18 protein-coding genes and 1 pseudogene are annotated in these 21523 nt (G+C 68.2%); 7 read left to right on the plus strand and 12 right to left on the minus strand.

Annotated features, from left to right (window positions below):
* The first annotated feature begins 728 nt into the window (after window positions 1–728).
* The 6 genes from ACFWY6_RS23420 to ACFWY6_RS23445 all read left to right on the plus strand — a co-directional run bounded on the left by ACFWY6_RS23420 (window position 729) and on the right by ACFWY6_RS23445 (window position 7852).
* Window positions 729–1238 (plus strand): hypothetical protein, encoded by a 510-nt coding sequence (locus ACFWY6_RS23420; RefSeq protein ID WP_384693560.1) that lies wholly within the window; start codon window positions 729–731, stop codon window positions 1236–1238.
* Between the two features lie 58 nt (window positions 1239–1296).
* Window positions 1297–2595: a hypothetical protein gene (locus ACFWY6_RS23425; RefSeq protein WP_384693563.1), complete on the plus strand. Its 1299-nt coding sequence runs from the start codon at window positions 1297–1299 to the stop codon at window positions 2593–2595.
* Window positions 2596–2764: 169 nt separating this feature from the next.
* Window positions 2765–3979 (plus strand): recombinase family protein, encoded by a 1215-nt coding sequence (locus ACFWY6_RS23430; RefSeq protein WP_384693565.1) that lies wholly within the window; start codon window positions 2765–2767, stop codon window positions 3977–3979.
* The gene (locus ACFWY6_RS23435) at window positions 3976–4398 is read left to right on the plus strand and encodes a hypothetical protein (protein WP_384693568.1); all 423 of its coding nucleotides are present in this window, start codon (window positions 3976–3978) and stop codon (window positions 4396–4398) included. The genes ACFWY6_RS23430 and ACFWY6_RS23435 overlap by 4 nt, the downstream gene beginning before the upstream one ends.
* A complete protein-coding gene (locus tag ACFWY6_RS23440) occupies window positions 4395–5147 on the plus strand; it encodes an N-6 DNA methylase (RefSeq protein WP_384693570.1) in 753 nt (250 codons plus the stop codon). The genes ACFWY6_RS23435 and ACFWY6_RS23440 overlap by 4 nt, the downstream gene beginning before the upstream one ends.
* A gap of 2 nt (window positions 5148–5149) precedes the next feature.
* A complete protein-coding gene (locus ACFWY6_RS23445; RefSeq protein WP_384693573.1) occupies window positions 5150–7852 on the plus strand; it encodes a hypothetical protein in 2703 nt (900 codons plus the stop codon).
* 488 nt (window positions 7853–8340) lie between these two features.
* Here the strand turns inward: ACFWY6_RS23445 and ACFWY6_RS23450 are convergent, their stop codons facing one another.
* From ACFWY6_RS23450 to ACFWY6_RS23490, 9 genes are all read right to left on the minus strand, one after another.
* Window positions 8341–8772 (minus strand): NADAR family protein, encoded by a 432-nt coding sequence (locus ACFWY6_RS23450; RefSeq protein ID WP_384693576.1) that lies wholly within the window; start codon window positions 8770–8772, stop codon window positions 8341–8343.
* 229 nt (window positions 8773–9001) lie between these two features.
* A complete protein-coding gene (locus tag ACFWY6_RS23455) occupies window positions 9002–10681 on the minus strand; it encodes a hypothetical protein (RefSeq protein ID WP_384693578.1) in 1680 nt (559 codons plus the stop codon).
* A 216-nt stretch (window positions 10682–10897) separates the two neighbouring features.
* On the minus strand, window positions 10898–12106 hold the full coding sequence (locus ACFWY6_RS23460) for a hypothetical protein (protein WP_384693581.1): 1209 nt from the start codon (window positions 12104–12106) through the stop codon (window positions 10898–10900).
* Between the two features lie 383 nt (window positions 12107–12489).
* The gene (locus ACFWY6_RS23465) at window positions 12490–13368 is read right to left on the minus strand and encodes a transposase (RefSeq protein WP_384693583.1); all 879 of its coding nucleotides are present in this window, start codon (window positions 13366–13368) and stop codon (window positions 12490–12492) included.
* A gap of 154 nt (window positions 13369–13522) precedes the next feature.
* Window positions 13523–14068: a GNAT family N-acetyltransferase gene (locus ACFWY6_RS23470; RefSeq protein WP_384693586.1), complete on the minus strand. Its 546-nt coding sequence runs from the start codon at window positions 14066–14068 to the stop codon at window positions 13523–13525.
* A gap of 41 nt (window positions 14069–14109) precedes the next feature.
* A complete protein-coding gene (locus ACFWY6_RS23475) occupies window positions 14110–16518 on the minus strand; it encodes a site-specific integrase (RefSeq protein WP_384693589.1) in 2409 nt (802 codons plus the stop codon).
* Window positions 16515–16856: a helix-turn-helix domain-containing protein gene (locus ACFWY6_RS23480; RefSeq protein WP_384693593.1), complete on the minus strand. Its 342-nt coding sequence runs from the start codon at window positions 16854–16856 to the stop codon at window positions 16515–16517. The genes ACFWY6_RS23475 and ACFWY6_RS23480 overlap by 4 nt, the downstream gene beginning before the upstream one ends.
* The gene (locus ACFWY6_RS23485) at window positions 16856–17977 is read right to left on the minus strand and encodes a tyrosine-type recombinase/integrase (RefSeq protein WP_384693596.1); all 1122 of its coding nucleotides are present in this window, start codon (window positions 17975–17977) and stop codon (window positions 16856–16858) included. Before ACFWY6_RS23485 ends, ACFWY6_RS23480 begins: the two co-directional genes overlap by 1 nt.
* A gap of 64 nt (window positions 17978–18041) precedes the next feature.
* On the minus strand, window positions 18042–18827 hold the full coding sequence (locus ACFWY6_RS23490) for a transposase family protein (RefSeq protein WP_384693599.1): 786 nt from the start codon (window positions 18825–18827) through the stop codon (window positions 18042–18044).
* A gap of 176 nt (window positions 18828–19003) precedes the next feature.
* Here ACFWY6_RS23490 and ACFWY6_RS23495 point away from each other — a divergent pair.
* Window positions 19004–19120 (plus strand): annotated as a pseudogene (locus ACFWY6_RS23495) (NUDIX domain-containing protein); the annotation flags it as partial.
* A gap of 174 nt (window positions 19121–19294) precedes the next feature.
* Here ACFWY6_RS23495 and ACFWY6_RS23500 read toward each other — a convergent pair.
* The 3 genes from ACFWY6_RS23500 to ACFWY6_RS23510 all read right to left on the minus strand — a co-directional run bounded on the left by ACFWY6_RS23500 (window position 19295) and on the right by ACFWY6_RS23510 (window position 21099).
* On the minus strand, window positions 19295–19864 hold the full coding sequence (locus tag ACFWY6_RS23500) for a hypothetical protein (protein ID WP_384693601.1): 570 nt from the start codon (window positions 19862–19864) through the stop codon (window positions 19295–19297).
* Window positions 19865–20032: 168 nt separating this feature from the next.
* Window positions 20033–20254, minus strand: a complete 222-nt coding sequence (locus ACFWY6_RS23505) for a hypothetical protein (RefSeq protein ID WP_384693604.1) — start codon at window positions 20252–20254, stop codon at window positions 20033–20035.
* A 512-nt stretch (window positions 20255–20766) separates the two neighbouring features.
* A complete protein-coding gene (locus ACFWY6_RS23510) occupies window positions 20767–21099 on the minus strand; it encodes a hypothetical protein (protein WP_384693607.1) in 333 nt (110 codons plus the stop codon).
* Between the last annotated feature and the right edge of the window lie 424 nt (window positions 21100–21523).

A 21523-nucleotide genomic window follows, 5' to 3' on the forward strand; every position in this document is an offset into this window, starting at 1 on the left:
CCCCACCACCACCGCCCCTTGGTTACACGGGGGGGTTTGTTTATCAGCCCCCGCCCCCGCACCGGGGTGGGTTGCCCTACGCCGGTCGGCGGGCTTCGGCAACGGGCGCAGACAGGCCTTTCGATCCTATGAAACAGCGTCACCCACGCGTCTCCAAGGTGACTTATTGGGACACACAGGGTACTCGACTGGATCACCAATAAGACACCGCCTGCCACTGATGGGCCTCTCAGAGTCCCACACACGTCCTCATGGCGTCTCGTGCGCGCCCAGATAGTGCCGCACCGGCGTCGCACACAGCGCCCTCGGAGGGCTCGTCTGTGCAGGGGTACCGGGTGGCGTCTCACAGGAGACACCACCGGGACGCCAATGGGGCCTCATTCGTACTCCAATGCGGCTCCTCGGGATCAGTGCTGTGACCGCGGGTGTCTCGCAGGTGTCCCGCGTGAGCACCTGCCGCGTCACAGGTGGGGCGCAGAGCCGCACGGTGCCGACGGCCTGCGTGCGGCCGCCCCAGGTAAAGGTACGGGGGTGTCTCACAAGTGTCTCAGCCGGTACTTGACAGATACTCAAATAGTGCCCCTCTTGCGTATCGAATGCGACTTGCATGAGACTCGATAGGGACTCTAGAGTGAACTTGCATCGGTTCGCATGCGAGGAGAAACGCGAGAGGCGGTGAGTCCATATGGCAGAGCGAGAGACATCCGGCGACCGACCGGATGGGGTGCATGATCGAGTGGCAGGGCGAGGTGAGTGCGATGGCGAATCAGTCGGGTGAACCTCGCAAGGTCCGCTGGACCGTACCTGCTGCCGATACCTCGGTGATCGAGTGGCTCAATGAGCAGGCGGACATCTCGCAGTCGATTCGACTGCTCATTCGGGAGTCCATTCAGCGTGACGGGTACATCGACGTCTTCTACAAGCCCGTCGATCAACTGCCGCGTCGTGGCCGGCCGCCGCTGGAGAGCACCGAGCAGCGCGAGGACGACGAAGCAACAACCGAGCGCCGTCCAGCCGCCCTGCCGGTTCAGCCGCAGCCGCAGCCGCAGCCGCAACCCGTGGTCACCGACCACGCCAACATCGTCGAGACCGCAGCACCAGCGCCGGAAACCCGGCCCGAGCCAGCTCCCGCACCGGTTGAGGCGGCCGAGGAGCCCGCGGCAAGCGCCCCCAGCCCACCGCCGGAGCCGCCGAAGCAGGCATCCATCGACGAAATCATGGCGAGTACTCGGCGCTGAGTGACGCGGTGAATTTCATTTTCCAGGCAGACAACACAGACACCGAGGGATCGAATTCATGAGCGCCAACAGCACCGACATCATCACGCTCACCGGCGGCATCGACGTGGGCAACGGCTACGTCAAGGGCGTCATCCAGAACACGAAGCAGGGGACTTTCGACGAGATCGATCTGCCCAGCGCGGTCGTCTCAACTTCCCGTACCTCGCCGAAGGTGCCTCTCCCTGACGCGGATGCGGCCTCCGTACTGGCCGGCGACTTCTACAATCAGATCGACTGCTCGCTCACCACTCCCCTGGTGGCGGCTTCGGACCGCCGGATCTTCGGCCGCGCAGCGCTATCTGTGCGTGGTTCGAAGTTCACCGAGTTCGAGGTGCTGGGCAAGCACTCCAAGGCCGATCAGGAGCTGAGCAAGGTTCTGGTCCTGGGCGTCTTCGCCTCGAAGGCCCTGCGCGACTACGTCCGCGAGAACGGCGCGCTGCCCGATCACGAGCTGCGCGTGCAGGTGCGCGCCGGCCTTGCGCTGCCGATCTCCGAGTTCGTCGCGCGCCGCCACGCCTACGCCGCCGAGTTCATCGGCCTGCTGGGCAACTCCGACCCCGCGGTGCACCTGGTGACAATCAAGAACTTCAGTACCCCGGTCTCGGTGCGCCTGCAGTTCGTCGACGTCCAGGTGATGGCCGAGGGTGCCTCTGCGCAGTTCGCCATCACCGACAAGGGCGAGCCGCTGGCCCAGGCTCTTCTCGATGATCTGCGCACGCGCGACGCCTCCCTCGTGGAGGGCGTCTCGGCCTCCGATCTGGTGGCGGTGCAGAACACTATCGGCGTCGACGTCGGCGAAGGCACCGTGAACTTTCCGGTCTTCACCGACGGCCGGTTCAACCCGGAGGCGGCGGCCACGCTCGACGAGGGCTACGGCACCGCGCTGATGAACGCCATGGAACGCATGAGCGAGTCGGACACCACGCTGCAGTTCTCCTCGCGCAAGCAGCTGGCGGACTTTCTCCACGCGGAGCCGTCGGTGCTGGTGAAGAACCGCCACCAGCGTTCCGGCGGCTTCGTCGAGGACGAGGCGAGCTACCTGGTCGACGAGATCGTCTCCTCCTTCGGTGACGTCCTCTCCCAGGCCGGCGCGACGACCGAGGTCGTCTACGTCTACGGCGGCGGCTCGGGGCCGATCAAGCACCTGCTGCACCCGGCGCTGCTGAAGGCCGCAGGCGACGTGCCCGTGCTCTACCTCGACTCGAGCTACTCGCGGCACCTGAATCGCGAGGGCCTGTACATCGCGGCGCGCCACGTCGAGCAGCAGTCCCTCGCCGCGAACCCCACGGGCAAGCGCGCTAAGGGGACGGCCTGATGTGTGAGCCGCTGGAGACTCCTGTGGCCGGCGGCAGGGGCGGCCGGTGCGCGCGAGCCGCGATGAAGCCGACATGCGCGAGGTCTGGTGGAACACCGCGCGGTGAACGTTCCCCGGCGGCCGCCGGGCCCTACAGAGCACCCTGTCCGCTCCGAGCCGTAGGACCGTGATGAGCAACCCGTTCGTCCCGCCCATCGACCTCAGCCACCTGCCGAACTACCGGCAGACCGACGTGCGTCCCCGCCGCGCGGTGTTCCTCGGCCGTGTCTCCACCAAGGACCTGCAGCTTCCCGCTTCGTCCATCCCGCGGCAGGTCGTCCTCGCCGCCGAACGCCTGGACCCGGGCGAAGAGTTCGTAGCGCACTTCTGGGATGTCGAATCCGGGATGTTGCCCGCGCGCTTGAGGGGCCTGGGATCACAGGAGATGTACGACGGGCTCGGTGTGCCGACGCCCCGGGACGGCGGCCTCCAGGACCTCGTGGACCGCGCGGAGCAGATGGGTGTCACGCATGTGCTGGCCGAGAGGTCCGACCGCGTGGCACGCGCCATGCTGACCAGCCTCACGGTGGAGCACGAACTGGAGCGCCTCGGAGCAGAGGTTGTGTACGCCAACGAGCCGACGGGAGGAACCGAGTCCGGCCGGCTGCGCACCCGCAGGTACGGGCAGGCCGAGGCGGAGATCTACCGGGCGACCATGATCGAGATGTCGATGGGCGGCCAGTACCAGCACGCGATCAACGGCTGGAACCACGGCTACCCGCCCTACCCTTATGTTGCGGTGGTCGACGAGGATGCCCCAGTGCGGGGGCAGGGCCGGTTCGGTGAGATGCGGCCGAAGAGGAAACTCGTCCCGCACCCCGACGAGCGCCGATTCGACGCCGCCCGGGAGCTGTGCCGCCTCCGACGCGAGGAACACCTGAAGGGCGCGGATATCGTCGCGATCCTCAAGGCGGAGCCCGACCGGTATCCGATCGAGGGTGAGTGGACCTACAACAGGGTCGAGGGTCTGGCCGCGAACCCGAAGCTGACCGGATATCAGGTGTACAACCGGCGGGCGAACCGCACCGGCCGCGCCGGGTTCTCACGGCGCAACCCCATTTCCCAGTGGGTGTGGTCGCCGAAGGCCGTACACAAGCCGGTGGTGAGCCTGGAGGAGTGGATGCAGGCCCAGGAGGTCACCGCGGGACTGCGCGCGGGCGTCGAAGGCGGCCCGCTACTGCGGATCCGTACCGCGGCCTCCAGGCACGGGCTCACCGTCACCGCAGTCAGCAGCAATGCCACGCACACGCTGTACCGGATCGGGAGCCGGCAGATCGCCCTGCCCACCCCGGTGCCGGACACCGTCGTCCAGCAGGTCATCAAGGACATGGGGAGCGTGGAGTGAGTGAGATCATCATGGGCCAGGCCCACCGGCGCGGCCGGACCTGGGTGGCTTACCTTGCCGAGCACGGTGTTTACGCACACGGGCGGACGCTGAGGGCGGCGGAGGCGAACGCCGTGGAGGGGCTCGAACTCGTCGGCGTGAGGGCCGCGGTCACGCTCACCCCGGTGACACCGGAACTGGAGACGCTCCGGGCCGCCGACGACACCCGCCAACAGGCCCTGCGTGCCGCGGTGCACTCCCTTGCCCTGCGACGTACCACGCGGCGCGATATCGCCCTGGCGACACAGGCACCGGCCGGGCAGGTGAAACAGATCCTCGCCGAGCAAACGAAGAAGGACGGCTCACAGCCTTCTGCGGAATCAGCAGCGAGTGTCACCCGGACCTCAGAGGCTCCGGCCATTGTGGTGCCGGACGTATGAGCGGCTACCACGAGATCGTGAAGCTGCTGTCGGCGAACACCAGCGCGAAGCGGATGAGTGAAGTCTTCGACAACTTCGCCGAGATGGCGGCGCTGGCTCTGCGCAACGCCGTGGACGTCCGCGGGAGCGTGTCCTGGGAAGCGCGCGAAGGGCAGTACCTCCAGATCGCCGGCGGCTACAGCAGAACAGAGCTGGATCGCTTCGCGCTCGCCTTGACGCTGGTGACCACGGAGATGGAGCGCGATCCCTGTGATGTGCTTGGCCGCCTCTACATGGAGTTGGAGCTCGGCAACGAGCGGCTCGGCCAGTACTACACGCCCTACGACATCGCCCAGCTGATGGCCGAGATGCAGATCGGTTCGGTAGTCGAGCAGGTGAGCACTCGCGGTTTCGCGGATCTATACGAGCCCACCTGCGGCGCGGGCGCGTTCATCATCGCCCTGTCGCAGGCGATGCTGGAGCACGGCCTGAATCCGCAGACTCAGCTGCACGTGACGGCGGAGGACATAGCGCCGCAGGCCATGCACATGATCTACGTCCATCTGACGCTGCTGCACATCCCCACGGTGGTGCGCCGTCGCGACATCCTCACGCTGGAGACGTTCGACGCGTGGCCCACTCCCGCTCATGTCCTGGGCAACTGGAGCTCGAAGCTCAGGGTGGCCCGGGCGGTCAATGGATCACGGCGGCTGATCAGCGTGTCACCTCAGGAGACCACCGAAAAACCCGCTGCTGCTCTGGAGGTGTAGCGATGACGATCACGCAAGAACGAACCGATCTCTCTGACATCGAGAGCGACGACGCTCCGGCCTGGCGCGGGTCGGCTGTCTCCGCGCCGATCATCGGGCACGCCCACGGCACGGCCGACGGTCGGAAGCTCATTCGGCACTATGCGCGCGAGGTGGCCGCCCTGATAGCCGAGCAGGAGACGGCCGAGGCGGCGAGCGTCGTGGAGTGCGAGCGGATCGCTCCCCTGCCGGGGCGTGAGCTGGCCGAGGAGCAGCGGGAGCAGGCGGCCGTCATGGTCGCCGAGGCCGCCGCCCTGGCACACCGCAAGGCGACGGCCGCCCCCTTCGGGGCGGCCTCCTGCCCCCGGCTGGCGCTGGTCGCTAGCCCCCAGGCCGCGGCCGGCTCGCAGGGCCCGGATAGCGACGCCGCGCGGACCATGGCCGCTGTCGGCTGGTGCGCCGCGTTCGTGGACACGGTGCGGCTGGCTGTCGCTGGTGGCCTGAGGGCCGACGGTTCCGGGTTCCGCGCGGTCGACGCGGACGACCGTACAGGGCGGCGGGTCAAGGGTGAGCGAGTGCGGCTACTCGCCCGCTGCGGATACCTCGCGCGTCATGCCTCGGGTCTGGTCGTGGCGACGGAGGACGGACACGAGGCGTTCAGGCTTGCCGAGGCTGCCGGGCCGGGCGTGCTGCGCGATGAGGCCGACGTCATGGCGTCGGTTCGCAAGGCCCGCCGTGCCCGCCAGTGGGACAGCCACGCCGGGCAGGACGCGCACGCCTTGCCGGTGCTCCCCGGGGGCGGTGAGGAACGCCGCCGCCTGGCCGTCGCCCGGAAGGGCGCGGAGCGGGCTGCTGTCGAGGCGGAGAGGACGCGCAAGCGCACCGAGGCGCTGATGCGGCGGGCGCGGATCCGGGACCGCCGGGAGGCCCGGCGTGAGGCAGCCCGGAAAGCTGAGGCCAGGGCGCCGCGCCGGTGCTGCCGGGGGGTGTGGCCGATGGAGTGGCGGTGCGGGGAGTGCCGGGAGCTGGCAGCGCGGGGGATCGAGGACTTCCCCGCTCTCCCGCCAGGCAGCACGAACACGAACACACAGCAGATCAGCAGCGACACGGAAGGACTCGGGGGGACGGTGGGTAAGCGGCGGATCACGGTGAAGCGGATCACTGACGGCCTGTGGAACGCGATCACGCGCGGCGAGGCGTACACGGTGGTTCATGAGGATCGCAAGGTGTGGCCGTGGGTGATCGTCGCCCCGAACGGCGACCGGATCGGTAGCCCGTCCGTGATCGACGGCGAGTTGTTCGTTGAAGACGTCCGGGACATCGTCCGCAGGCACGCCGATGGTGAGCCGGTGGCCGCCCCGGTCGCTGCCTCCACCCCCGAGCCAGCCGCGACCGACGACGGTAACGCCCCCGAGCCGATGGCCGTTGGTGAGGCGTTCGCCCGAGCCGCCGCGTTCGACCTGGCGGAGACCCGTTGGGGTGTCGAATGCACCCGGCACGCCCCCGTGACTGTGTGGGTGGACAAGTTCGGCGACGGAACCGAGTACGAGAGCGCGGCGATGCAGTTCGACAACCGGGCCGACGCCGAGCTCGCCGCCCAGCTGCACGCCGACGACCACGCGCGCCGTGATGAGGGCGTGGTCACACCGGCCGAGATCGAGCAGGCCGCTGCCCTAAGCTTCTCCCGCGACCAGTGGCGGGCGCTGGGCTGGATCCGTGAGGGCAAGGTCAGGGAGACGCGCGGGGGGTTTAAGGCGTACGACGTCAGCCCGGACCGTGCCGACGTGGCGGCCCGTATCAAGCGGGGCCGTGTCCCGGCGCTGTGGTCGGCCGGGTACGTGAAGGTGTTCGCCGTGGCGCCGGGCGTGCGCGCCTTCGGCCTTACAGAGGATGGGGAGCGGGCTTACCGCCTGTGGTCCCGGGTGATGAAGGCTGAGGCCGTCACCGAGCCGGAGACCGACACCGCCCACGACGACGTTAAGGGGCAGCCGTACCGGCTGCTGTCTGCTCGTCAGTACTGGCCGGGGGAAACCTCGGTGGACGAGGAGGCCGAGAAGGCCGAGAAGGCGGCGACCGAGGAGAAGGCGGCCCGCCTCGATGGGGAGTCCAAGCAGCTCCCGGCGGAAGCGGTCACGCTGATCTCCCAGGCCGAGAAGTCCGGCCGGTGGACCTCGCGCACCCTGCTCCACCCCGCGAGTGCAGCCGTGGTGCAAACCCACGACGTGAACGAGGAGCGCGGCCGGGGCGTGCGGATGCTGTGGAAGTGGACGCCGGACGGCTGGGAGTTCTCCACAGGCGGCACGCTCGACGGAAAGGGGGACCGAACCGAACTCAAGGCGATGTCCGAGGCCCGCGCGTGGGTACTCGACGCTGTGACGTTCGCGGGCGACGACGTCACCCCCGACGAGGACAACGACCAAGCCGACGGCGGCGAACCCCTCCACGTCTCCCGCGAGTTCTTACCCACCGCCACCCCGGGCACCGATGCCGAGATCATCGAGATTGCCGCCGTTGGTCTGCTGTGGCAGCGCGACGGCGACAAGTTCGCGCACGCCGGACTCATGGTCAGCCCCGCTCGGGTGCTGCCGCTGATCGAGGCCGGGACGCTCTACCGCTCCGCTGATGGGCGTGTCTACCCCGTCAAGGACAACCAGGTCGAAGAGGCCGAGCACGCCGACAGGGCCGCCCAGGTCGAGGACCATGCGAAGGAGAAGGTAGAGAACTGAGCATGGAAATCAGCAAGCTCACATCCGGGGCCGTTGAAGCCCTCCAGCACCGTGAATCCACCGGCAAGGCCGTCATCTCCGCTCCGCCTGGTCCGGGCCACCCGTGGATCACAGCGGCTCCTGGGCACGACGCTGCAAGGGTCCACCGGGAAGCCCGCTGATGCTCTGGAGGTGCAACGATGACGATCACGCAGGAACGAACTTCTCTCCCCGACTTCGCCAGCGACGCCGCGCCGCGATGCATCGGCGAGGTCCCCCAAGAGTTCTTCTTCAAGGCAGGTACGACGGTCAACCCCCGGTGTGGTTCAGGCCGTAGGCACACGCAGGGCCGCGGAAAAAGAGACCCCACCGTCGGAGCAAGTGCTCCGGGCGGCGGGGTCTTCGCTGCACTGTCTGCAGCATCAGAGCGGGAAGTGAAAAAGGAAGCCCTCCCCGCAGCGGAGCATGACGCTCTGCCGGGGGAGGGCCTCCGGTGGGACAACTGACCGTCAGCTGTGGTGTGCGCGAATGGCCATCAGCAACTCGCCGAGCATGTTCGCGCCTGGGACCTGCTCGTGCTTCGGACAAAAGCACGAGCCCCAGAACTGGTCATGCCAGTGATTCGTCTCGACGAGCATCAGGTCACCGGTGGCGCCGAGCCGCTGGCTCAGGCCGGGGACTGCGAACTTGGCCATGAGCACACGCTGCATGGCCCAGACGCGCATTCCGGTGTTCCAGCCGGGGCGCAGCGTCACCCGGCGACCCCGCCGCTTGCTTTCGCCGGGAGTCGGAGCACTGAGCACGTGGTTCTGCTCAGCGGAATCGAGGGTCTTCAGCGCGTTGAATGCGTGTTCACCGGAGGCAGCTTCGCGTCCCAGCTGCGGGACGAAGAAGGGCGCCTCATCGAAGTTCGAGAGGAATCCGAGGGTGTCGGTGAACATGGGCACCTGACTGTAATGGGCCACGGTGGTCACTCCTGACGTCTCATGGGTTCATACCTGCGAGTCGTCTCCCGGATCAGCTGTGCTGATTACAGAGATTACAGAGCGGCAGGAGCCCAGAAAGGAGATTCCCTGCAGTCCACGTGCTCCTCCGGCATTCCGGGAAGCAAGAGAAGGACCCCGACCTGATGCCGGGGCACCAAAGCGGGGTCCTTGTAGAGATTTGGCGTCAGTGAGTCCTCTGGGGCAGTCGCAGCCCGTCCATGCCCAAAGCATCCGAATGGAAGCTGACTTCCATGACGACCAGCCCGTCGACGATCTGCTGGGCCGCTTCGCCGAGCTCACGCACGGCGTCGCGGTTGTACTTCCCGAGGATCTGCTCTACGCCATGCGACTGCGTGATCTGCAGGTTCAGACGCACGCGGCCGTCCGCATCGCAGACCGCAGCAAACACATCCAGCTCCAGCTCACCGGCGTACGCGCCGATGCAGTTGTTGAGCATCGCACCCCAGCGGGAGAGCGTCTTGGCATCACGGGCAACGACGAGGCTCAGACCAGGGGCTGCTTCCCGACCATCCAGCAGTGCGGTCGTCTGCAGTGCCCATTGGTGGCGCTGGGCCTGCTTCGCGATCCGCTTGAGGCGGCGGGCCTCCTCGCGTTCGTAGCGCTCACGATCGCGGGCAGCCAGCAGCTCGCGCCGACGGTCCTCGATCAGACCCAACGCCTGCATGCGGAACGCCTCGTCCTTCCAGAGCTCCCAGTCGGCGACCTGGGCCGTGCCCTCGGGAAGCAGCCGGCTCTCGCGGTTGTAGTGCTCCATCTCGCGAAGGGCGCAGATCTCCTCCTGTATGACGCGCTGGGCCGTGCGGCCCCGGGGGTCGTGCCAGCGCTCGATTGCGGGCAGGTTCCGAACCAGGTGCTCGAGGTCACGGGAGCCGCGGACCCGGCGCTGCCCGCGGGCAGCGATGATCTCCGGAAGGAGGTTGAGGTCACGGGTGACGGCCAAACGGTGAGCCGTGCAGTTGGCTGCATCGGCCAGCGTGCGCCGCGCCTGGTGGACGGGCTCCTTGAGGATCCGTCGCAGCACCGGCTGCGGAGTCCGGCGCAGGATCGAGCGGATGCCTCGCCGCTGCAGGGATGTGAGCGACGGCTGGCGCATCAGGTCGCGGCCACCGGCTGTTTTCGTGGTGCCCATTGCGTCGATGAGCCAGTCCACGGGCACCAACCCGCGGAACATGGCGAACCAGCTCAGGGTGCTGATGTCCAGACGCTTCACCTCGCGGGCCAGCGGCCTACGGTAGGCGCGCACGCCGAAGAGGTCTTTCGCGACCTGCGCATGGTCGTGGGCATCGAGATAGGGCAGGTAGGTGGAGGCCGGGCGATCCTGACGGTCGTCCTTGAGCAGCGGGAAGCGGTCGTTCCAGTTCGGCAGCTCGCCGATGTGTTCACGGATCGCGGCGATCGCCTGGTCCACGGCGTTGTCGACTCCCTCAGGCTCCGGTCCTTCGAGCCGTCGGGCCTGCGGGTTGCTGCGCATCCACTGCTGCAGTGTCCAGGACAGCCCGTGGATCCAGGGCTCTATCACGGTTTCGGAGAAGACATGCCGGGTGGTGGATTTGCCGGTGCGGCGGTCGATGTCGCGCAGGACGACGAGGTCCTTCTTCGTGCGGGCCATCGACGTGAGCTTCTCGGAGGTCCAGTAGTGGAATGCCTTGCCCGAGGCGCGCATGCGGTGCACGCGCTTGTAGAGCGAGACGGCGACGGACGTCCGGCCGTCAGGTAGAGCCCGCGCCAGGATCCTCAGGCTGATGCCGGAGATCGCGCCTTCGACTGCGGCGACACCCTGCTCGGCAAGGGCGTCGTCGACATACTTGATGTAGAGCAGGGCGTGCTCGGTGCGCTCGGGCATGGCGGTCTCCCCCGGGAAGATGTGATGGATTCGGCAGTGAGACCCCCGGCGCTGCCTTGCAGCGCAATACCCGTGTCTCACCCGATTCCCTCTCCCTCAACTCGCCCCCTGTCAGGCCATTCGGGATCGCCTATCGATTCGAGGCCACGTCATCCGAAAGACCTGCTGCGGATCTCCTTCCGGCAGCGGCGGGGCTGCATCATTCGGTGGTCACGGTCAGTCGGCGCCGATGCCGGGGCACCACACGCCGGGCCGGTCGTGCCACTCGTGGGAGTCGTGGTAATCGTCGTGGCCGCACGGCCGGCGCCCGTTCTCCTCGTCGGCCGGTTCCCTGTCGGGTCCGGCGAGGTTTCGGCGGAGTACGGTCGCTCGGTCGGGGTCGAGCTCCAGCCAGTACGGGCGCCGCTCCTCGTCGGACATGAGGACAATCACGGTGTCATCGTCGCCCCACAGGACGTCGTCCAGGCCCCAGCGGAGATGCGTCGGGTCGTCGGCGGCCGCGAGGCCCTCGGCGGTCGGGGCGGCGGGCGGCATAAGTCCGGCGGCGACGGCGGCGCCCAGCCATGACTCGGCCTCGCTGACGAGCAACTGACGGGTGCTTGGACGGAGTTCGTCCCAGGATTCGGCGACGGTCGGCCCGTAGCCGTTACGGTAGCGGGACTCGGCGAACTGGACGGCTCGGGGATCGGTGCTGTTCATCAGAGGCTCAACAAGGTCACTGCGCGGGACTGCGCCGTCCAGCTCCGACTCGATGTGCCCTGCGGCGTAGGCCCACTTCCGGAGCTTCCTGCGGATGGCTGCCGACGCCTCGGGCTTGGTGGTGGGCTGCGCCTCGGCGGCCATGCGACGCAGCATCTCAGCTCCCTCCAGCCATACCGCGGCCTGGTCCCTGAGTGCCTTGGCCGCGAAGGCGGCATTGTTCCCGACCCCGTCCAGGGCCTGCTCGGCGTGCCGGTCGAAGCCGTCGGCGGCTTCGGTGAGGATCGCGACCCGGTTGGCGGCCGGGTCGGGGAGCGCTGCGCTTCGGCGCGCTGCCCCCTGCAAGGCGGTCCTGTACTGGTGCGCCTCGGCCTGCGCCTGAAGCAGTTCGGCGGCTCGGTCAGGCAACACGGCCAGCAGTGCAGCGGTGAGCGCGTCCACGTCTCCAGCACACAGGGCGCAGCGGGCGTCGTACCGGTGCTCGCGGTGGTTCGCGGCGCCCTCGTAGTCGGTGCGGCGGGTGGTGTACAGGGCTTCGGTGATGCGGTCGCGGAGGTCGGACGAGACGAGCGGCTGCGGGGCCAGCATCTGCACGAAGGCCAGCATGGCGGCGGCCGACTCGCCGTGGGTCGGTGTGTTCACGGCAGTCCAGAACGCGTCTCGCACGGCCGGAGGCCAGTCGGCGGGGAGATGGTGGGCAGTCTCGGTCGAGTCGGGCTGGGTCATGTCATCTCCAGGTCGGGCGAGCACGATCGGAGCAGGCCGCCCGTGTCATCTGCACGTGCGGCCTGCGTGTGTGGTGTGGGTAGGCGGTAGACGACTCGCCCAGACACGGGCGAGTGCTTGGCTCGGGCTCGGCCCGCACCTCCTCGCCTCGGGGCCGGTCAGGTCTTCGCGGAGCACGGTCGCGCGCTCCGGGTCCAACTCCAGCCAGTACGGCTCGCTGTTCGGGCCGGGGAGCAGGACAGTGACGGTGTCACCCCACAGGACGTCGTTCAGGTCCCAGCGGAGCGGGGTGGTGTCGGGGTACGGGGCTTTCTTGCCAGGGCCACGTTCCGGTGTACGCCGACAGGTGGGGTTGGGGTCAGGCACGCATTCCGTGAAGACGATCATGACGTCGTTGCCCCGGTCACGGTGAGTGGTCGGCGGCTTGAGGCGATCAGCAGCAGTCTCTTGCGCAGGAGTGGGAGGCCAGCGCGGCCGAACATGGCTCGCTTGAGGGCCTTGAGGTCGTTGACTCTGCCCTCGACCGGCCCGGAACTCCACTTGGTGCTCAGCCCGTAGACCACAGCGTCTTGGTCGGTTTCGAGGCCGGTGGCGAAGGAGCTCAGGCCGCAGGCGGGATCGGCGCGGACCGCGGCGATCCAATCAGGGAGCCGGGCGCCATCACGTTGGTCCATCAAGGTCGCGAACGCGCGGACGTGGGCAGTGGCGGAGGCCAGCTCCGGGGACAGTTCCAGGAGTCTCTTGAGGTACTGGTGGTTGTCCTCGTGCAGGTGGTCGGGGTGGCTCATGATCCATCGGGTGGCCGTGCGCGGGGACGGCGGCAGTGGAGACGGCGGGCGGCCTTCGCGCAGCGGGAGGAGGAAGTGGCAGACGGTGCTGTAACTGCCCTTGAAGCCAAGCTCTTTGATCTCGTCGTAGAGCCGGTTCGCCTTGGTGCAGCCATCGCTCCACCGCTGGCAGAGGTAGGGCTTGAAGGGGTCGAGGATGGTGGCGCGGTTCTGCCACTGGTCACGGAAGAGGGACTCCGGTGTGGCGGCCCGCGCGTACTTGGTCACCGTCTTGCGGGTCATCCGCAGCCGACGGGCGATCTCCCGGAGGCTGTATCCGTGAGCCAGTTCGGCCTGGACCGCGGTGTGGGTGTCACGGGCCCGGTTGGTGAAACGCCCCTCCGGTACTCTGCGCGGCACCTCGTCCGTCGACTGTCCGGGCTGCTGGTTCGGGTCGACTTCTTCGGCAGGATGCTTGGCGACGGCATCGCGCAACGCGGCTCGGTGCTGGTTGACCAGGCGCTCGACGGCCTCACCCAGGTTGTGCCAGACATGCCACCGATCAGCACAGTGGGCCGCTTCCGGGGCGCCTTCGCGGGCGCCGTTAATGGTGACGTCGGGAATTGGAACTGTCCGAATGCCTCTGTGATCAGAGAGGGGCGAGGACCATGAGAACCTCGTCTCGGACGTCGTCGGGGGCGAGCCGGAGGGCCCCGGGCCAGCGGCCGACCTCGCGCCATCCGAGCCGGCCGTAGAAGTCCTCCAGCCCCTCGCCTCCCCTGGCGGCGAGATGCAGCTGTTCCAGCCCCAGCTCATCTCGGGCGATCTTCTGGAGTTCGTGGACGAGGGCGGCGCCGATGCCTCGCCCGCGCCAGTCGGGGTGGGTCTGGAGGTGGTGAATGGTGCCCCAGTGCCCGATGAGCCGGTAGGGGTCGCGGTTGAGGATGACCCATCCGGCGAGGACGCCGTCGGCCTTGGCGATGAGGAGTCGACTCTGCTGCGGGTCGAGTCGGCTGAGGAGCTTGTCCGCGACAGGCGTGACGTCGTGATCAGCGACAGGCGGGAAAGGGAATCCGGCGGCGCCGCCCGCGTTGGTGACAGCGATCCAGCAGTCGATCAGCTCTTGCCGGAGTTCCGGGGTGACGTTGTGCGGGTCGGTGATCTGGACAAGGTCGAGGGCGGGTTCGTGCGACATGAGAGGGAGCATGTCAGAGGGGTCTGACATGCCCGCCGTGATCAAGGTCCTTGGGCCCGGCGGCTGACCTCGGCGGCGTAGTTGGCCCAGTCACCGGCGGAGAGTCGTTGCCAGGCGACGGCGACGTCGGTGTGGATGCCCAGGGTGCGGGCGAGGATCGCGGCAGGAATCTCGGTGGCGAGCTGGAAGAGCGCGGTGCTGCGGGCCTGGTTGGGCCGGATCCCGAGCTGATTGAGGCGCTGGGTCAACTGTGTGGTGCTGATCGGTCGTCCGGGCTGGCCGCCGGGGAAGAGCCATGGAGACGGCGCCAGGGCCCCGATGGTCGCGTGGCCCTTCCGGTTCGCAGCGACGACCCGGGCCAGTCCGGCGACGGGCTCGGGCAGGTGGACGGGTGCGTTGCCGAGGTGGAGACGTACTTCCTGAGCACCGACCTCGACGTCCTCGGTGGTCAACCGGTGGATCGCCGATAGGCCTTGGGCGTAGAGGAGGAGAAGCAGCCCGGCGAGGCGGTCTTCGGGCTTGAGGGTGTCGTCGTGCAGGAGCTGGCGTGCGACGTTCCAGCGGTGTTCGTCGTCGAGTGGCTGCGTGGGGCCGCTCCAGCGGACGGCGGGGACGTGGACGGCGGTGAGTTTGTTGGTGCGAGCCCAGCGGATGAAGTGCCCGGCCGTCTGGCGGTAGGTGGCGGAGTCATCGGTGAGCCACTGGTCGAGATCGGCCTGCCGACAGGTCTCCAGTGCGAGGTCGTGGGCCGTCAACCAGTTCAGGAAAGCGACGGCCGCGTGGGTGCGTTGACGTGCAGATATGAACTGCTGCGGGGTGATGGGGCGGCCGTTGTTGCGCCGGCGAAGCCGCCGGACCAGGTGCCAGATCGCGTACCGGTGCAGGATTTTGCGTTGTTCGGGGTCCTGGTGGGATGTGAGAAGGCCGGTGAGGAAGCGTTCGAGGCGGACCATGTACTCATCGCGCTCGGGCAGGGCACCGACGCCGACGAGGACTTGGCGCAGGTGGGCGAGGGGCGGACTGCCGGGCAGTTCGTCGAGGGCCTCGTGGGTCAGGGCCCGTCGGCCGGCCGCGAGGTCGGACAGGACTGGGGAGACGGACGGTTTGTTCAGCCATCGCCTGGCGGTGATGGGGTGCTCAGTAGTGGCGATGTTGTGCCGGAGGGCTTCGAGGCCGGGGTGAAGGGCATCGGACGGGGGACCCAGCAGTTCGTTGAGGCGTCGGTTGATGAGGCAGCGAGCGCACTGGCCGGGGTGCGGGTAGTCAGGATCGGTGCAGGTGGGACAGGTATGCCAGACCTCGGATGTGGTGCAGTCCGCGCACAGAGGCTCGGCGAGGGTGCCGGAGACGATCGCCGCGAATCCTCCGCATGCCGAGCATGATGCCGAGCGGCGCTGACAGTCCGGGCACCATGGCCTGCCCGTTGTGCGGGAGGTGCCGCAGGGCCTTTTCTGGCCGCAGATGCTGCAGGTCCTGATGGTGAGGGCGGGGCAGCTTGAGCAGAGCGGACCGTCCGGCGTGCGGGTGCTCACGACCTTGCGTCTGCCGCAGTTGATGCAGAGCTCCAGGTTTGCCGGGTCGTTGACCAGGCAGTTCGGACACAGCGGTCGACCGTGGTCGTCGCGGGTGGCCGGGTCCCGGCGGGCTCCGCAGCGTGAGCATTCCTCGATGCGGGAGTGGGCGATGCAGGTGCGGCAGACCCGCTGCCCGTTGAGAGGCTTGTCGATGCGTACGACTCTGTGGCAGCCGGGGCAGGAGGGCCGGACGATCCCGGCGACGCCGGCCCGGTGCAGCAGGTCGATCAGTTTGAGGATCGCGCGGTGGGGTGCGAGGTGGCCGTCCCCGGTCAGCAGGGCGGGGTTGGCTTCCAGGGCCCAGGCAAGTTTCTGCTGGTAGGAGGGGCGGGGTGCCGATCGGTGGACCGCGTCAACGACTACTTCCTGTCCGGTCTGCGAGTCCAGTTCAGTGATCAGGGCTGCGATCACCGCGATGGGGTCGCGTCCGTCGGTGTCCGGGCACTTGCCGCATCGCGGCCGCCCGGCCCGGTCGCGTGACGCGACCCGGCGGGTGTTTCCGCAGGCAGCACACGGCTCGGGCTGTGGCCCGCAGTTCCAGCAGTACCAGTCCTGGCCGCGGCGCTGGAGAGTTCGCATCTGCCTGCCGCACCCGGCGCAACACGGCGGCGAGATGCCCTGGGCTCCGGCCTCACGCAGGGCGATGAGCAGGTCACCGACGGCCCTGGGCGCCGGCGAGCGACCATCGTTCAGCACGCGGGGATGCTCGGCCAGATGCGCTGCAAGGCGGCGTGACTTCGCGCGGCCGCCCGCGACGCCGGTGACCACGGCACGGATCCGGTCGGGCTCCAGTTGATGTTCAACGGCCGCGACCAGGTCCACGATCAGCCCGATCGGGTCACAGACGGCCCGGTCGGCATGCCCGGGTGCGGTCACGACCGCTCGACGCCGCGGATGCGGGCTCGCTTGGGTCGCAGGTCAACGACACCGGCCTCGGCGCCAACAGCCTTCTTTGTCCTGGCAGTTGCTCCGGCACCGGCTGCGGCGACGGGCTCGATGAGGTCGTCCATGGTGCAGTCGAGGATGTCGAGCAGGGACATGAGGATCTTCAGGCTGAGCCGCTCGGGACGCTCGACGACGAGCCGGTAGACCTGGCTGGAGGACAGGGTGATGCCGCGTTCGTCGAGGAGCGGGATCAGGTCGGTGGTGGAGAAGAGCCCGCGGTCGGCCATGACCTTGCGCAGGTGCCAGTGGTAGTCCAGCTTCGCGGCCATCAGCGGTCCTTTTCTGCGGAGGTGGGGGCGAGCGCGGGCGCGAGTGCCTTGTGGAGCATGGTGTTCATGAAGTCGTCGCTGACGTGGGTGTAGATGGCGGTGGAGCTGTCATTCTCGTGACCGACTTGCTGCTGCAGAAACCGCCGGTCAACCCCGTCCTCCGTGAGGTGGGTGACGTAGGCGTGGCGAGCGGAGTGGACCGTCAGCGCCTTCGGAAGCTTCAGGGCGTCGCGGTAGGCGACGAACCGGGCGTTGATTTCCGCCGGCTTCACCCGTCCGCCCCGCTCGGTCACCCACAACGCGGGGTGATCTTCGCAGCCGAACCGCGGCCGCACGTTCTCCACGTAGTCGGCGACCGCATCCACCGCCCAGTCCATCACCGACAGCACGTTCCGACGACGCGGTGGCTGGCCCTTCTTGGCCTTGCCATAGCGGACGTTGAGCGTGCCGTACCGACCGAACTGCGGAGCCTTCGCATTCCGCCCGAAGTCGACGACATCCAGCTTCGACGTCTCGGTCCGGCGAAGCCCCCACCCATAGATGACCTTGAAGAGAGTGGCGTCACGGTAGGCGGCGAGGGCACCCTTCCGCTTGGCCCGGACCGCCCGTTCGACCTGGTCGTCGGCGTAGTCGAGGAACCGCTGGATCTCCTCGCGGGTGAACGGCCTCGCCTCAGGACGCCCTTCATAGTCGTTGAGGTGGGCGATGGTGTTCCACTCGTGGCAGATGGCCACCGGGTGAGTGCCGAAGGCGTCCTCGCAGGCCACCGCCCAGCCGTAACGGCCGTCGATCAGGAACTCGCTGAACAGGCGCAGGCTGCCCTGGTAGCTGCGGATCGCGGACGGCGCGAGGTGCTTCTCACTGGTCAGCCACAGTGACCACTCATCCACGTGACCAGGCGTCCAGGCCCACGGGTATTCGTTGGTGTACTCCAGAAACCGGCGTACGAGTCGTTCCCGGGCGGTGACCGTGTCCTCGCGAAGTCCACGAGCGGCCTGTTGGGCCCGCCAGCCCCGCACCATCGCCTCGACCATCGCGTCCTGCGGACGCAGCTGGGCCACCCCGGAGACCAACTCCAGATGAGCCGCCCCAGCCAGGTCGGCACGCCGCTGAAGACCCACTTTCACCCTCCCCTTCAGAGGGCAAATCCTGCATCAGATGGGATCAAGTCGCCAAACTCCCAGCTCAGGACGCCAAGTTGTAGGAGGATGGAGTCCTCGCCAAGCCTAACCCTGACCTCGCGACCTGCAGGTTCTCGCCCATCTGATGCAATTCCCGAGAGTTCGCGTAACAGGCAGCCCGGTCCCGGCACACCACTTCCACTCCCGGGTGCTCACCCAACCAGGCCGCCAGTGCCTCGCTGTCCCGGCCCGGCAGTACGTCCAGTGGCAGCCGCGACTCGCAGTCGATCAACAAGGTGGCGTACCGGTGGCCGCGCCGGATGGCGAAATCATCAACACCCAGCACCCGCGGCGTGGTCCCCGCCGGGTCGGGCAGGGCCATGACCAGCCGCAGCACCGTCATCCGGCTCCCCCTCATGCCGAGCAGCAGGCCCAGACGGGCCACCGCCCTCGCGGCCAGCACCACGCCGAGCGCCTGCAACACCGCTTGCAGCAGCGGCGTGCGCCGGCCGTAGAAGAAGGTCAGCCCCTCGACCTGCTCGGCGAACGTCACCTTGCCGCAGTCGGCGTCGTCGCAGAATAGCCGCCGCACCGACAAGGCGACCACGACCGGGTGGCCCCCGGTCGGCGCGTCCGCGAGGTGCCGCACGTACCGGCTGTGTGTCCGCCCGGACGCCGCCCCGCAACCTGGGCATCTGGCAGGAATGCCGTCTCGCGTACACGCCACGACGTGTAACACGCCCTCCTTCAGCACCAGTTGCTCCACCAGCACCGATCCAAGGTGCGGGAACACTCTCTCGACCAGTTCATTGCACACCCGGGAAATGCCCGCGAAGCGACGGAGCGTCACCAGCGCGCAGGAGCGTGATCGTCTTCACGGAATGCGCGCCTGACCCCTTCTTTGGGCTCCACCGCACGGAACTGAAGTGGCTCCAGGCGTAAGAAGTTGATCTGGCTCCACTCTGCGCTCATGGCGCTGAATGGCTCTCGGACGTCGGGATAGGGTCCGGTGGGAGGTGCGGGGGAATGAGTTTCCGGCTGGCGGCGTACGCCGTGTGCATCGAGGGCGGGCGGGTACTGCTCGCCCGTCACGTGCCGCCGAAGGGCGAGAGCACCTGGACCCTTCCGGGTGGCAGGGTCGAGCAATGTCGTCGCTGATCCAGTACAGGGCAGCAGCCCGCAGGTGCGTCGTCATGCGTTCCACGAGAGCGTCATCGCCGGGCAGCATGAACGCGTCGCGGGAGGAGCTGAGCGACTCGGCGCGCAGCCGCCGGAGGGTCTGCGCTCGCAGTTTGGGCAGCTGGGAAGGGCGCAGGGTCATTCGGCTGCCAGGTCGCTGCGCGTGCCCCGGCCTGGCCGGGCGGCCAGCGCGGCACGGACTTCGCCGGCCAGGTAGATGGCCTGGGGGCGCTTGGAGTCGCCGCACGCCACGTAGGTGAACGGCTTGAGGCCGAGCTTGGCCATGACGCCCGAAGCGGTCTTCGCGGGGCTCTTCGCCTTCGACTTGAGTTCCCAGCGGCCGATGTCGTCCAGGGTGAGGGGTTCGTTGCGCTCCACGATCGCCGCAAGGTCGATGTCCTCGACCATGGCGGCGAAGTCCAGGCCGTCGGACTCGTCGGTGGGGTAGCCGTCGAACTCCCCCTCTTCGGGCTGCCACGGGCCGATGAACTCGTCTCCGGACAGGGAGATCGACGGGGGCAGCGCTGCGTTGATCGCCTGAACGTACTCGATCCGGATCTTTTCGAGGGCGCCCGAATTGTCGAGGAGCTCAAGCCAGGCGGGGTCGGCGTTGGTGATGTAGGCGTCGACCGAGTAGTCCGGATTGGACTCGAAGTTGTTGACGCGATTGCACCAGGTGCCGTAGCTGATCGTGGTCCGGTAGCTCATGGCGGAAGGCCTTTCGGCTGGAGGCGTGTGGGTTAGAGGGCGGCGATGGCGGTGCGGATGCCCGCGATGACGGCTGCCCAGATGTCCTCGCGGGTGGCGACGCGGCGAACCTGGCCGCCAGGGTGCCGTCGCGGGACTGAGGCGGAGCCCCCGGACTCACGGGGGCGTTCAGGCGCGGGTGACGCGGAGGCGCAGGGGCCGGATGCCGGTGGGCTGTTCGACGGTGGTGCGGTAGCCGAGTCCTTGGAGCAGTCGCGCGTACACCTCGAGGTGCGGCTGGGTGTGGATGATGCGGGCGGTGTTGTGGCTGTCCTGGCGGAGGCGGTAGCCGGCGTGCCCGGCGGCGGTGAGGTACCGGTCGATTTCGCCGGTCCAGACTCGGGACGTCATGACGGTTCTCCGGTTGACTAGCGGCGGGGTCTGGGCAGGTGTCCGACGTGCCATTTGCGGCAGTAGGGACAGCGGTAGGGGCTCATACGGACGGCGCCGTCGGTGCGTTTGAGGGCGTAGATGTGGCGGAGTGCCGCCGTTCGGTCGGGGTGGGGTTTCTTGCCGGTGCAGGCGCGGGCTTTGGTGCGGCGCTTCATCCGTCGCCCCATTCGCGTTCGCCCCAGTGCCGCTTGTCGTCAGCTGCCGCTTCGGCGACGGTCGGCCCGTCGTGACTGCCGAATTCCTCCACGGCCCCTCTGAGCGCCCCGGAGCGGGCCTGAGGCCCCCGGGCTCCATCTCGGGCCCCTGAGGCGCTCCCAGAGCCACCTGGGGCCGTCTGCGGGGGTGTTGGAGTGTCGGTCATGGCTGCTCCTTGCGGTCGCGGCGGCTGCGGTGGATGGCGATCCCGGCGGCGACGAACATGGCGATCAGCCATGCGCAAGCCAGCCAGATGAAGACAGTCAGGGCAGTCGTCACGCGGTCTCCTTCGCGGGGAAGAGATCGTCGACGGCGTCGAGGGTGGGGCAGGGCCACTGGGTGACGAGGCCGACGCAGCGGCGCCCGTTCCAGCCGGAGCACTCGGCGCAGGCGGCGATCGAGCCGCGCTGCACCGGGTAGTGGAGTTCGGTGAGTCGTCGGCGTAGGGCTCGCGTCTTGTTAGCCCAGCCTGCTGCGTTGGTGTTGGTGCGGCGGCTGAAGCGGTCGATGCCCTGTCGCAGACGCGCGACTTCGGCTGGAGCGAGTTGCCCGCGGTCCGCACGGTCGGCGATGTTGCGGAGCTGGGCGATCGTTGGTGCGTTCCTCACAGCCATTCCCCCGCACCCTGTACGTCCTGGACGGTCGCCCACTGCTGTTCGCTGACGTGCTGCCCGCGTATGTCGGCGGGGCGTTCGTCCGCATCCCGTTCGATGAACAGGTCGGTGTCGGAGTGGCCGGACGGCTCGGCTGTCTGTAAGCACTCCTCGCAGGGTCGGGGGCGCTATGAGGGTGTGAACGACGGCGTAATTCCCCACCCCAAACTCGGAGAAATGGGCCATGGGGACGGCGGCGCTACAACCGTTGTCCCCATGGGGACAACGACCGTGCACCGAGATCCCCACGGCGCCAGAGGTTCCCGGGCCGCCCGATAGCCAGCTCGCCGTTCAGGCTGGTCAGTGCAGTCCAGGGTGGCCGACAGGCCAGCGCGGAGCGCCGCCGAAGGCGCCCTTGACGGACCGGTCCAGCCGCACA

It is taken from the genome of Streptomyces sp. NPDC059037 (assembly GCF_042740015.1).
GTDB lineage: Bacteria > Actinomycetota > Actinomycetes > Streptomycetales > Streptomycetaceae > Streptomyces.

Excerpts from the sequence above, each read along its gene's own strand:
- ACFWY6_RS23440 (WP_384693570.1), top strand. The coding sequence starts at position 4,395 with ATGAGCGGCTACCACGAGATCGTGAAGCTGCTGTCGGCGAACACCAGC.
- ACFWY6_RS23445 (WP_384693573.1), top strand. The coding sequence starts at position 5,150 with ATGACGATCACGCAAGAACGAACCGATCTCTCTGACATCGAGAGCGAC.
- ACFWY6_RS23420 (WP_384693560.1), top strand. The coding sequence starts at position 729 with ATGATCGAGTGGCAGGGCGAGGTGAGTGCGATGGCGAATCAGTCGGGT.
- ACFWY6_RS23430 (WP_384693565.1), top strand. The coding sequence starts at position 2,765 with ATGAGCAACCCGTTCGTCCCGCCCATCGACCTCAGCCACCTGCCGAAC.
- ACFWY6_RS23480 (WP_384693593.1), bottom strand. The coding sequence starts at position 16,856 with ATGGCCGCGAAGCTGGACTACCACTGGCACCTGCGCAAGGTCATGGCC.
- ACFWY6_RS23425 (WP_384693563.1), top strand. The coding sequence starts at position 1,297 with ATGAGCGCCAACAGCACCGACATCATCACGCTCACCGGCGGCATCGAC.
- ACFWY6_RS23505 (WP_384693604.1), bottom strand. The coding sequence starts at position 20,254 with ATGACGTCCCGAGTCTGGACCGGCGAAATCGACCGGTACCTCACCGCC.
- ACFWY6_RS23500 (WP_384693601.1), bottom strand. The coding sequence starts at position 19,864 with ATGAGCTACCGGACCACGATCAGCTACGGCACCTGGTGCAATCGCGTC.
- ACFWY6_RS23450 (WP_384693576.1), bottom strand. The coding sequence starts at position 8,772 with ATGTTCACCGACACCCTCGGATTCCTCTCGAACTTCGATGAGGCGCCC.
- ACFWY6_RS23470 (WP_384693586.1), bottom strand. The coding sequence starts at position 14,068 with ATGTCGCACGAACCCGCCCTCGACCTTGTCCAGATCACCGACCCGCAC.
- ACFWY6_RS23455 (WP_384693578.1), bottom strand. The coding sequence starts at position 10,681 with ATGCCCGAGCGCACCGAGCACGCCCTGCTCTACATCAAGTATGTCGAC.
- ACFWY6_RS23460 (WP_384693581.1), bottom strand. The coding sequence starts at position 12,106 with ATGACCCAGCCCGACTCGACCGAGACTGCCCACCATCTCCCCGCCGAC.